This window comes from Nocardiopsis sp. NRRL B-16309, from assembly GCF_001279585.1.
In the GTDB taxonomy this organism is placed as follows: domain Bacteria; phylum Actinomycetota; class Actinomycetes; order Streptosporangiales; family Streptosporangiaceae; genus Nocardiopsis.
In genome coordinates this window covers 35,580-47,827 of sequence record NZ_LGEC01000038.1, presented here as the reverse complement: position 1 = coordinate 47,827, position 12,248 = coordinate 35,580, and the positions used below count along the sequence as shown (strand labels likewise).

Annotated in this window: 7 protein-coding genes and 1 pseudogene; 3 read left to right on the top strand and 5 right to left on the bottom strand. The window is 64.8% G+C overall.

Going from position 1 to position 12,248, the window contains the following annotated elements; all coding sequences use genetic code 11:
* The 3 genes from ADL05_RS05755 to ADL05_RS05745 form a co-directional block, all read right to left on the bottom strand.
* Complete coding sequence (locus tag ADL05_RS05755; protein ID WP_053615819.1) at nucleotides 1-4,917, bottom strand: hypothetical protein; 4,917 nt, start codon at nucleotides 4,915-4,917, stop codon at nucleotides 1-3.
* Complete coding sequence (locus tag ADL05_RS05750) at nucleotides 4,917-7,757, bottom strand: DEAD/DEAH box helicase (RefSeq protein WP_053615818.1); 2,841 nt, start codon at nucleotides 7,755-7,757, stop codon at nucleotides 4,917-4,919. Before ADL05_RS05750 ends, ADL05_RS05755 begins: the two co-directional genes overlap by 1 nt.
* A 243-nt stretch (nucleotides 7,758-8,000) precedes the next feature.
* Entirely contained in the window at nucleotides 8,001-9,056 is a 1,056-nt protein-coding gene (locus tag ADL05_RS05745) for a serine/threonine-protein kinase (RefSeq protein ID WP_197285700.1), read from the bottom strand.
* Between the two features lie 220 nt (nucleotides 9,057-9,276).
* Here ADL05_RS05745 and ADL05_RS05740 point away from each other — a divergent pair, with 220 nt between their 5' ends.
* Entirely contained in the window at nucleotides 9,277-9,705 is a 429-nt protein-coding gene (locus ADL05_RS05740) for a hypothetical protein (RefSeq protein WP_082376133.1), read from the top strand.
* 103 nt (nucleotides 9,706-9,808) lie between these two features.
* On the opposite strand, the gene ADL05_RS05735 is transcribed toward ADL05_RS05740, so the two are convergent.
* On the bottom strand, nucleotides 9,809-10,120 hold the full coding sequence (locus ADL05_RS05735; RefSeq protein ID WP_231640617.1) for a hypothetical protein: 312 nt from the start codon (nucleotides 10,118-10,120) through the stop codon (nucleotides 9,809-9,811).
* 168 nt (nucleotides 10,121-10,288) lie between these two features.
* A pseudogene (locus ADL05_RS05730) lies at nucleotides 10,289-10,850 on the bottom strand (ATP-binding protein).
* 225 nt (nucleotides 10,851-11,075) lie between these two features.
* On the opposite strand from ADL05_RS05730, the gene ADL05_RS05725 reads away from it, so the two are divergent.
* On the top strand, nucleotides 11,076-11,939 hold the full coding sequence (locus ADL05_RS05725; protein WP_053615814.1) for a helix-turn-helix transcriptional regulator: 864 nt from the start codon (nucleotides 11,076-11,078) through the stop codon (nucleotides 11,937-11,939).
* The gene (locus ADL05_RS05720; protein WP_053615813.1) at nucleotides 11,936-12,115 is read left to right on the top strand and encodes a DUF397 domain-containing protein; all 180 of its coding nucleotides are present in this window, start codon (nucleotides 11,936-11,938) and stop codon (nucleotides 12,113-12,115) included. Before ADL05_RS05725 ends, ADL05_RS05720 begins: the two co-directional genes overlap by 4 nt.
* Nucleotides 12,116-12,248 lie beyond the last annotated feature (133 nt).

Here is a 12,248-nt window from a genome sequence, read left to right as displayed (position 1 = left end):
TCAGACCTCCCCGTCCCAGGTGCCGTCACGCTTGGCGCGTTCGACGATCTCGGTGAAGTGTGCGTGGGCCTCGCGGTACTCGCGTTCGCGGTCAGCCTTGTAGAAGGGTGCGGAATAGCCCTCGGGGATGTCGGCAGGGTTTTTGTCCTCCATGTATTTCTGAAGCTGGAGGAAGTCTTCCTTCGTTTGACCGAAGCCGTAAGTGTGGGAATTATCAGCCACCTTCCGACCCGCCACATCAAACCACATTCCAGTCTCACGGTCAGAGAGAACTGGATATCGAGATTTATAAATAGCAGCAAGCTGCTCATCAGATATTCCGAGCCAAACAGCTACCAAAGCATCAATTTCAACAAGGGCAGCACGACGTTCGCGCTCGGTGCGTAGAGGCGAAGAGTACTCCCACTTCGGGCCAATACCACCAAGAGGCGATAGGCCTGGCCAACTCACTGCCCATGCTTCCTGCTGCCACGAGTCGTCGTGAAGCTCCAACCAAAGAGGAGCATAATAATTAGTAAGGCAGTTAAGCCGCATCGCGCGCACAAGCAAAGCGATTTCCAGCGGGTGCCCAGAGGAGGGAGCAGGCATTTTGTAAACTTCTGCGTTACGCAGATCGGATCGCCCATAAATTCGCAAAAGATAATCAAGCGGAATTGCAGACCAAAAACCAACATTCAAAACTGTCGTTCGATTGTCACGTACCCACATCGAATGGACAGCATCAACATGAGTGGGCCCGGGTGGAATTAGAGCAGCAAACAGCGATCGCTCCGTGCTCTTAGTGTCAATCCTACGCCTCCAAGCAAGGCGATAATATTTAGAATACCGGGAGTGATCCCAGATATCTTGAGCCGAGAGGTACGACTCCAGGCCAACTGCACGTTGATAGTTTGTGACAGGAACCGCATCGACAGAAATATCCTCAAGATTCAATGGCGTGTAATCTTGACTGCCCGTGCACGGAATATTGGGATTCTTGCTCAGTGGAGTAGATATGGAAAAATGTGGACCCTGAAGAATGACTTCATCCAAGGAATCCGGATTCCGGGTTTCCCATAGAATTACCCCCTCCTCCTTCGCCATCTTCTCATGATAACCTGGACTAATCCTAGGAGCATCGACCCCAAGGCGATGCGAGTAATCAGAAATAGCATCAATAGCCCCAGCCTCAGCGGAAGTAATCGGGTAAATAAGAGGGGTTTCTTCAGTTGGAGCACCGCCAATCCCAACCAAACGCTGCCAACTCGCAAGCACCTCTTGATTAACCCGGGATATACGCCCCCTATGAGGCCGAAGGTCCCACGACCCACAATATTTCAGCCCCGGAAACTCTCCAATTCCATCATGCGCCAGAGAGCCAATCACAACCGAAGGATGAAGGACCCAGCTAGCATGGATAAAATCAATCACCCCAGGACTCACATAAACGTTCAATCCAAATTCACGACTATCTTTAATATCAAACAACCGCAAGGCATTGGAAAAATGCACGTGAATCCTGAGGCGCTCATAGGACGCGCGCCGCAGCGACCCTTCTTTCATTCCGCCAAAATGCGTGTCTGGGTGAACAAGCCCAGAGCATCCCTTGTCCGTCGTGCTCTTCCAAACACGACACATGAAGGCACGGTATAGGTCCGGCTGCGTACCAGAAAGCAGAGAATACGTCGCCTCATCTGACAAAAATTCACTAACTCCAGCGGTACCTGAGAGCTCTCCAAGGAGGTATTCCCGAGATGCATAGCCTTTCAACTGATCGTTTTTCCGCTCATATTTGAGCTCAACCGATGGCTTATCAGTCAATTTGAACCAAGGATCATGCTCAGCTAGAACACTATCTTCATCCCAGGTGGGCCGCACCCACGGCGGGTTTCCCACTTGAATATCGAACCCGCCTCGATTATTAAACAAATGCGCAAACTGGAGCTCCCAATGGAAGAAGCCATGACGCTCTGCGAGACCTTCTACCTCGCGAAGCCAGGGGAAGGCCTCACCCAGACGGAACTCGTCCTTCATTCCCATAAGGCCAGGAAGGGAGTCCTCAGCATTGTCGAGTTCAGAGAGGCTTTCGATTTCCCCGAACAGGGAATCAGCCGGGATGTCGTGGCTTCCCAACAGTGCCTCGGCGAACGTGAGCCAGTTCTCGACCTCGGACAGAGGCAGTGTCTCGCGAGCTTCACCGAAGAGTGAACCCTTTCCCCCGGCACTGCTCAGCTCCAGGGTGTGCCCAAGGCGTTCGTAGACCTCGTCACTGCCGTCCAGCAGGGCAGCCTTCTGCACCGGCCAGAACCATAGCGCGCACCAGGCGTCCATCAGAGTCTTGAGGCGCCAGTACGGGGTGCCCTTCTCCGTCAGATTGTCGAGCACCACTTCCCGTGGGATAACGTCCTCGGGCTGATCAATCCACTCCGCACCGTAGACCGCAATGCTCCGGCTAATCTCGCGCTCGGACAGATCCAGGCGCCGAATCACCAGCCTCCACAGGAACTCCGCCCGCTTCGACAAGGCCTGCAAGCGCCGGAACTGGGAATTCTTCCCCGTCGTCTTCGGCTTCCTACGCATCGCCTTGCGCCAAACGTTCAGCTTGGCGGTGTCCTCCGGAGCGAGGTTCTTCGCTTCCTTCTCCGCAGCGACACTCCCCCAGCCCTGGGCGGGCAACAGGAAGTGGTGAATGTATCCGGCCTTGATGTCCCCGTCCCGGAACGGCTGGTCCTCCGGCGCGGACTTGAGCCACTCGCCCTTCTTCACTGTCTCGGGGTCGTACAACCTCCTTCCGGCCCCGATCAGCGAATTACCGCGCCTCAAGTGCAGACCGAACCACGGCGCCTGCAAGCCCGGATACATCACGTTCAGCCAGAGCGAAACCTCGGCCAGCTCCACCGCGGTCCCGTTGAGGTCGACCCCGTACGCCCGGTGCAGGGCAATGTAGGCCTTGACCTTCTGCAATTCCACGGCGTAGCGCTCGGGATCCAACTCCTCCCCGCGCTCGGCCGTAGCCCGCTTGAGGTACTCGGCAGCCACCTGGTTGATCGCCTCGTTGAGGAAGGCGCCCGAACCCAGAGCGGGCTCGCAGATGGTCCACTCCAGCAGCTCCCTCGCAGGAGTCGTCTCGCCGTTCTGGTCGAGCCGTTCCCGCAGGGTGAGCTGGACGGTCAACTGAGTCAGCGACTCCGGTGTGTAGTAGGAAGCGCTGGTCTCCCGGTCGCGCCCGGCCAGGCGATACACGAACGATCCGGGCTTGTAGACCACGATCGGGCGGTCCTTGCTGGACTTGCCGTTCTCGTCCTTGACCCGCACCCACACGTCGTCGCCGTAGTCATCGACCTTGGACGCCGGAATCATCCACGAGCCACCCGACGAGTCACCGTTCTTGGCGGCCTCGTACAGCTCCTCCTGGGCGATGAAACCGGTGTAGGACATCAGTCCCTCGTACACCGCGCCCAGCTGGTTGATGCCGAGCTGGGCGTAGGAGATGAATCCACCCCGGCCCTTACGGCTACCGCGCGAGATCATCAGCTTGCGCAGCACCTGGTACAGCGCCTCGTTGCGCAGCCGGGTGTCCAGCATCCGCACGCCCGGCTCGTCCGGGTCGTCGTCCGGGTGCGGCAGCCGGGTACCGATCAACCGGGTGCGCTCGGGGTCGAACAGGTCGGCCTTGAGCGGCTCGAACCGTAGCCCGTCCCCCTCCGAGAGCCGCGCCGCCTCCTCCTCGGAGAGCTGGCGCCCGCGCGGGTTGTGGCCCTCGTTGACCATCCGGAACAGCAGGTCCAACGACTGGTACAGGTGCGTGCTGCGCCGGGCCTCCTCGCCCACCAGATCGCCCGCGACCAGGTCACCGAGCCGCGCCATACTGTAGCCCTGGACGTAGGCCTCGTCGTCGGCGGGTACCACGCCCAGCTCGGGCCGGGCCTCCGCGTACAGCAGGAAGAGGATCCGGTACAGGTAGCGCAGGGACTGGCGGGCCAGTTCGTCGGCGAAGGTGCGGTTCGACTTGGTGTCGATCCGCTCGGGGTCCACACCCTGATCCCGTAGCCGGGCCAGGACCTCGTTGGCGATGATCTCGACCGAGTCCCGCAGCCCCTCCCGCAGCTCCTTGGACACACCCACGGCGTGCTGGCGGGAGGCGTCGACGAGCGTCGCGATGGGTTCGGTGCCGCCCTCCTCCGAGGGCAGGAGCGCCTGGGCGCCGAAGAGCGCTCCGATGGTGCCGAGTTCGTCGGTGTCGTTGCGTCCGAGCGCGGTGTCCAGGCTGGCCGCGAGGTAGCGGCCCTCGCCCCACACCGAGCGGTCGGCGAGGACCACCACGCCCCCGGACAGGATCAGCACGTAGCGCAGGTTCTCGTCCCGGGCGAACAACCAGGAGACCAGCTTGGTGCCGAGGGTGATCTGCTCGCGGCCGCCCAGTTCCACAGGGTCGATGAGCCATCCCGCGCCGTTCTCGTCCAAAGCGGCGTCGGGGTCGGGGGCCCAACCGCACTCGACGGCGGCGACGGTGCCCTCGTACAGTGCCAGCCGCACCGGGACCAGGTCGTCGCCATGGGAGAAGGGCAGCTCCAGCGGCTCGTCCTTCGGACTGAAGCCGAGCGCGGTGAGCACGTCGCGGTGCAGGGCGTGCAGGAGCCGGTGGTGGGCCTGGACCCCGGCCTCACTGGGCTCGGCTCCCTCACGCATCTGTTCGACGTGGTCGGCCAGTGCCGGGCGGACCTTGAAGTACCGCGCCTTGAGCTGACGCAGGCCCAGGCGCGGGGTGACGGGTTCGGGGCTCCTCTTCTCGTCCCGGACCCGGGCGTTCTCCTGCTTCTCCAGCTCGGTCCAGTCCTTGAAGGGGCCGTCCTTGCCCTTGAGCTGTTTGGGCAGCACCTCGGCCAGGTAGTGGGCGGAGAAGTACTCTCCCCGGTTGGCCAGCGAGTCGTAACCCATCAGTTCTCCCCCTTCAGCACGGCGAGGACGCGCAGCAGCGGTTCGCCCGCGGTGCTCATCCTGCGCATCAGACGCTGCTGTTCGGCGTAGGTGTCGTGCACCCGTTCCTTCTTCCGCTGGCCGCGCAGGTCCTCACCCAGGCCCTCCAGGCTGAGCTGCTGCCACTGCTCCAATCGCTGCTGTGGCCGGGCCAGGTCCTCCCTGATCCGGGCGTCGTACTCGGCACTGCGCTCCTCCAGGTGGGCCCGGGCGACACGGACGGCCGCAGGGACCAGCTGCTGGAGTTCGGTCAGGTACCCGGACCGGCCGGTGTTGACCATGCCGGTGCCCACCCCCGCCCGGTGGACGGCCTCGAACATGTCCTCCACCCGGGGCTCACCGGGCAGGCCGGTGACGGCCATCCACTCCACCACCGTGGGCTGGCCCAGCTCGTTGGAGTAGGTGCCCTGGACAAGGAAGACGGAGGCGTCCACGTCTGCCTGGATCACCGGGGCCTCGTTGCGGTGGGTCTGGACCTGGACCTTGTCCACCAGCCACTCCACCAGCGGGTGCAGGTCGCTGACGTAGCTGGTGTCCGGCCAGGTGGTCTTGGTGGCGCGGGCCTCGTCGAGCCGCTTCTGGGCGTGCTCGCGGTCGAAGGTGACGCGCAGCCGCTCCTTGACCTTGAGTTCGCGCAGGTAGTCGACGGGCAGTGCGCTGAGGCGGTGTGCCAGGTCCCGAGGCGGTTCGAAGGCGAGGATGCGCTCGTCCTCGTCGACGGAGACCTCGCCGGCGACCGTGCCAAGCGCGGCACGGACGAACTCCTCGGTGGAGCCGAAGAGCTGGGGCTCGGGGGCCCGCTCCGGTGCGGCCTCCCCCTCGGGCACGCCCACGTCACCGAAGAGCACGTCTCCGGCCCAGGCCGACCCCTCTTCCTGCTGTTGGTGCGCGGCGTCCAGGGACTCGTCCACGGTGCGGCCCTTGAGGAGGTCCTGGATGAGCCGGTCCTCCTCCTTCTTGGCGCTGAACAGGCCGGTAACCGTTTCGGCGGTCCCCATGGCCCGGTGGGCCTTCTCCTCGCGGTCGAGGAGCTTCTCGGCGACGTCGGTATCGTCCTTGGCCCCTTCGACGGCAGAGGTGAGGACGAGGGCGCGGAACTGGGGGTGGTGCTTCTGCCCGAAGCGGTCGATGCGGCCGTTGCGCTGTTCGATGCGGATCAAGGACCACGGCAGGTCGTAGTGGACGATGTGGTGGCACTGGCGGTGCAGGTTGACGCCCTCGGAGGCGACATCGCCGGTGACCAGGATGCGGACCTTGCTGGTCTCCAGGGCGAAGTCGCCGATGATGCGCTGCTGCTCGGTGTCGGAGAGGCCGCCGTGCATGAGCGCCACCTGCTCGGGCTTGAGCCCGAGCTGCTTGGGCAGGGTCTTGTTCAGCCACTCCAGGGTGGGCACGGACTCGGAGAAGACCACGGCCCGGGTGGGGCTCTTCGCTCCGACCCCGATCTCCTTGAGCTCCTTCACCAGACCCTGGAGCTTGGCGGAGTCGGCGTCACCGATCTCCCCTGCCAGGTCGCGAAGGTTGATCAGGGCCTGGTGTTCGCGCTTGTCCTCGCCGTCCTTGAGCCCGCCAGTGCCGCTGTAGGTGATGGTCTTCAGCCGGTTCTCGACCGTGGTGGCCAGGGCGACGTGCGAGGAGAGGAAGGCCTTGAGCAGGGTGTACGGGAACAGGCGGCGTTCCCTGCGGACCACCGGGCCGCCCTCGCGCTCCTCGCCCGCCAGCCACGTCTGGGTGAGTTCGGCGAAGACCTTCTCCTCGGCGGGTGTCGCGGCGCAGCGCACCGACACCGAGGGGCCGCGCTCGGGCCAGTCGTCGCCCATCTCCGCGCGCACCTCGGGGTGCACCTTGGTGCGGCGGATGTAGAGGTGCTCGATGTCCTTGGCGGAGTAGTCCTTCGGGTCGGCGATGGCGGCCGGGTCGAGCAGGCGGATCAGCTCGGCGAAGGACTCGGAGTTGCCGTTGTGCGGGGTTGCGGAGGCCAGCAGCAGGGCGTCGGTTTGGGCCGCCAGCAGCCGGGCGAGCTGGTTACGGAGGTTGCCCTCGTTGATGAGGTTGTGCGACTCGTCGATCACCACCGCGTCCCAGTGCATGCTGCGCAGGTGCTGGCCGTACTTGCCCTGGTTCTTGAGAGTGTCCACGGAGATGATGGCGCGCTTGAAGTACAGGAAGGGGTTGCGGCCCGCGGGGATGTCGCGCTGGACGCGCTCCAGGCCCACCGAGTCCAGGCGGACCAGCGGGATGGCGAAGCGGGTCCACAGCTCCTGCTGGAACTGTTCAAGAACCTGCTGCGGGGTGACGACGAGGATGCGCTCGCCCCGGCCCCGGCGGATGAGCTCGGCGAGGATCAGGCCGATCTCCAGGGTCTTGCCCAGGCCCACCACGTCGGCGATGAGCACGCGCGGGCGCAGCTCCCGGAGGGCGAGTTCGGCGGGACGGCGCTGGTAGACGAGGTCCTTGAGGAGGAACTTGTCCGGCATCGCCAGGCGCCTCTCGGACTGGGGCAGCGGGGTGCGGCGCAGCACCGACTCCAGGTAGAGGCGACTGCGGGCGTACCCGGAGGAGTCGTCGTGCACCAGCCTGGTCCGCTCGGGGTCCAGGGCGGTGACCTCCTCGATGCCGGTGAAGAACACCGCGTCCTCACCGCGGACGAACTCCGAGACCCCGACGGCCCTGACCATGTGCCCGTCCACCGCCGAGGCGGCCGGGGTACAGGTGCGCACCATCCACTCCGCGTCACGTACCTCCACCCGGGCCCCGGGGGCGAACGGGCTCGTCTGCGTCGCGCCTGCGCCTTCGGTCACTGAACGACCCTCACTGTCCGCTGCGAATCGAGATGTCCGGATCGGCTCTGCGATCCGACCTGTGTTGTCTGTGACCCGTGGAGCCTTGAGAGGTCACGCACCACGGGCTGTCCCGGTTGACACATACGCCGCCGGCACGGCGGTCGGGAGCACCTTGTTACCGCGTGTCCATCAGCCGGTGACGGGGCCCCTGGCCGGGAGCTACTGCCAGGAAGCGCTTGCTTGCCGGGATGCGCCGAGCTGTCAGGCGGCGGGGCGCGCATAGGCCTTACGCAACCGCTCGGCCGTACGTGCCGCGAGACCGCCCCGCTTACCTGTTCTGGTCCCGGTCCCGGCCGTGCGGGAGTGGTCGACCGTCTCCACCCGGGTGACGGGTGCGTGGCGCTTGGCCGGCGGGACCTCGTCGGTGATCCCGGTGCCCGGGACGTACGTACGCTCCGTGAGGTGCGCACGGGCCGCCGCGGCTGACAGCCCAGCGGCGGCGAGCCGCTCGGTGAGCTGCGCGCGCACGTCCGCCAGGTCCGGCCGGTCCTGCGGCTTGACCGCCATCAGAGCGGTGACCAGCGGAACCAGCCCGGCGGGGACCCCGGACAGGTTCGGTGCGATGTCCGGGTTGACCGCGGCGAAGCCCAGAGCGTCCGGGGTTGCCCCCTCGTATGGGTACTGACCGGAGGTGGCGTAGGCCAGCAGCGCGCCGAGGGCGTACACATCCGCTGCGGCGCCCACCGAGGTCGGGGCGGTGAACTGCTCCGGTGCCATGAACCGGGGGGTACCCAGGCGGAGATTGGTGTGGGTCAGGTCGCCGCCCGCGCCGCCGATGGCGACCAACCCGAAGTCCACCACCTTGGGGCCGTCGGGGCCGAGCATGACGTTGGCGGGCTTGAGGTCCCGGTGGAGTAGGCCCGCGGTGTGGATGTCGGTGAGCGCGTTGGCCAGGACGAGCCCCAACGCCGTCCCGGTCACTACGTCCAGGGGGTCGTGCCGTTTGAGATAGGTGGCCAGGTCGAGCCCGGGGACGTACTCCAAGGCGAGCCAGGGGGTCTCGTCGGCGTCCTGTCCCGACTCCACCAGCGCGGCCACACCCGGCCCCTGAACCATGCCCAGGGCAATGGCCTCACGCTCGAAGCGCTCGCGCAGATCGCTCTGTTCGAGGCCGCCGACGTGCAGGGTCTTGACCGCGACCAGAGTGTCGTCATCGGTGCGGCCCGCGTAGACCACACCCATTCCACCTCTGCCGAGTCTGCCCAAGATCTCGATCCCGCCGAGCACGCGGGGGTCTGCGGGGGTCAGTGGCTGCACTGGGGGTCCTGCCAATACCTCGGGGGTCGCGCGTGAGTCGAGGGAGCACACGGTCTGCGGACCCAGGTTATCGCCGCTGACCTGCGCACTGCCCCAGGACCAAAGTCCCTTTCGGAACTCTGGCCACATACGGCCACTGTTGATACACCCAAGGAAGCGGCATACGTGGAACACGGCGAAACGGTTCATGAGGAGGGCCGGCGTCTGGGACCTTGGGCGCATGCCTTACGTCGAGGTGTCACAGGACACGGACCGCCAGCTCGCGCTCCTCGCCCGTTGGGAGAAAAGCAGCAAGGGCGAGGTCATCGCCCGGCTCCTGACCAGACTCACCGTGGCGGAGGAGCCCTCGGGGTCCGCGAACGAGGATGCGAGAGTCCCCGTGTACGCCCGCTACAAGAAGCAGCGTGTCGAGGGGTGGTTCGACCCGGCGACGCGCAGGCTCGGTATCGTCTCGCCTCCGTGGGACGGCCATGTGTTCGACGACCCCAGTCCTGCGGCCGGTGCGGTGGTGGAACGGGCCAACTCTCTACTTCCCCGTGGGGAGAGGGTGAGTACCTCGCGCAACGGCTGGGTCTTCTGGAGGGTGGCCGCAACAGGGGAGAAGATCGAGACGCTGCGCACCGCAAAGCCCGCAGACCAACGCTCCTGACCCTGCGCCACCGGGCAGCGGGCCCAGTACCCGTGTACGCCCGAGAGAACGACGTGGTGGCGACCGTTCCGGCCATAGGAATCGGCCGCCACCGAGGACACCGTCAGAGTGGGCGGCAGGCGGGTACCGGGCTCAGGAGACGGTTCAGGGTCTGGCAGTCGGGGACCTCGGCCAGGCCGGTGGAGGAGGCGACCCAGTAGGAGCCCGTCCTCTCCCCGTACCAGACGATCAGGTGCAGGTTGCGGGCCTGGACGGCGGCGGCGAGGGTGTGCTCGCTGTGGTATTCGGCCAGGTGGCCGCCCAGGCGGGGCAGGCGCTCGGCACGGCGTCGGCGGCAGGAGGGGTGCTGGCAGGACGGGCAGTAGGGGCCCACCAGCGGGTCGCGGCGAGGCAGCAGCGGGCGGGTCCGGTACAACGGGTCACTGGAGGGTCGGGGCGCGGGGATAGGATGCGTCACTGATCCTGCTTTCTGAACATGTGAGAGTGTGCGGATTTCGGGATTGCCAGGGCCCGGGAAGAGCGCGGCAACGCTCTCCTGGGCCCGTTTCAGTACAAGGGCACTGATACCTGCGGCGTGGTGTTCTTACGGCTGGATGTTCCAGAGGCTGTCGGACAGGTCGTAGGCCAGGAAGAACCAGACCTGGCGGTTGCCGGCGACCCCGTTGTCGCCCCAGTCGGTGGCCAGAGCGTCGATCATGGCCAGCCCCCGCCCGGACTCAGTGTCGAGGTTGAGCCCATCGGGGTTCGGGGCCAGGTGCTCATCCCAGGCCGATCGCGGTCCCGCCCCCTCCCGCTTGCCCTGGTCACGGAAGGTGAGTCGGAGCCCGTCGCGGTGGCGTTGGCAGTTGAGGGTGTAGACCCCGAAGGGCTCTCCCGACCTGGAGTGCCGTAGCGCGTTACTCGCCAGCTCCGATCCGAGCAGGGTGAACAGGTAGCGGTAATCGCGGTCGCGTTCGGCGGCACAGGTGTCCAGGAACGCGGACCAGCGGCATGAACTGGCGGGAAGACCCGAAGTCGTAGCGTCGGTTCCGGTAGTGGGCGCGGTCGGCACGGCCGGAGAAGTAGTGGCGGCAGCGCAGCGGGACCAGCTCACTGAGGGAGATGGTCACCTCTGGCAGTACGGGCATGGGCGCGATTGCGGGCATGACGAACAGACTCCTTGGCGTGTGGGAGCGAGCGGATGGTTCGGTGTGCCCGCAAGGTGGGACCTTCACGATTCCCGAACAGCGGGAAGGGGGCACGGCGTAGCCTGATCATCAGCGACTCTGCGTGAGACTCCGGTCACTGGCTACGCTCAACACCATACTCTCAATCTCACTACAGTCAACGGATAACTAGAAATTTGAGAGTTAGAGTCCTAGGATCCTGCCATGACCATCGAACGAAGCCCCTCCCTACGCCTGCGTCGCCTCGCCGCCGAGCTACGCCGTGCCCGTGAACAAGCCAACCTGACCGGCTCTCAAGCTGCGAAGAAGCTCCAGTGGAGCGCGGGCAAGCTGAGCAAGATCGAGAAGACTGAGACAAAGCGCATCACCAGCGGTGATATTGACAAAATGTTGGACCTCTACGAGGTCAACGACTCCCAAGCACGGGAGGCGATGCATGCTCTGGCCAAGGATGCAAAGCTCAGAGGGTGGTGGTCCAAGTACAAGGATGTGTTCGGGGACCGTGCACTCCCCGACTTCGAAGCCGAGGCTTCAGTCATCCGGACCTTCACGACTCAAACGATTCCTGGATTGCTCCAGACGCCCGGGTACGCCGAAGCCATCTTCCAAGGCGGAAGGTATGTGAGCCCAGAGGAGATCCGACGTCGCCTGGAGTTCCGTATGGAGCGACGGGAGATCCTGACCAGGTTCCGCCCCGTCCAGCTCCGAGCTGTCATCGACGAGGCTGCACTCCGTCGGCAGATCGGTGACACGAAGACGATGTGCGAGCAGCTCGGCCACCTGCTCTACATGGCACAGCTACCGAACATCGACATCCAGGTGCTGCCGTTCTCCGCTGGTGCCCATGCCGCGCTCGCCGCGCCGTTCACTATCTTGGAGTTCCGGGACCCTCTGGACACACCGATCGTTTACGTCGGAACCGTCACCGACGCCCTCTTCATCGAGGAAGCCGACGATGTCACGCAGTACAGCGCCACCTTCGGCGACGTCCAAGGGTCCTCTCTGAGTACAGCCCGGTCCGCTGCCTTCATCAAAGAGGTGGCCGCAATCCAAGAGAGCGACACGTGACAGACCTCGTATTCCGGAAGAGTAGCTACAGCGGCCAAGATCAGGACTGCGTCGAGGTCGCCGACCTGCCCTGCGGCGCGGCCGTCCGGGACTCGAAGAACCCCTCCAGGGGCCACTTCCCCTTCCCCTCTGCCGAGTGGACCGCCTTCCTCCACTCCGCCCGCGAACAACACTGATGCAACACCCGTGAACCGGGGCCGGGGTACCTGTACAGGCTCAGCGCCCACCCCGCCCCGGCGGCACCTCAGGACCAATCTCACGATTGTCCTGAAATGATCTTGTGACCTCTGGTTGACTGCCCTTCATCCC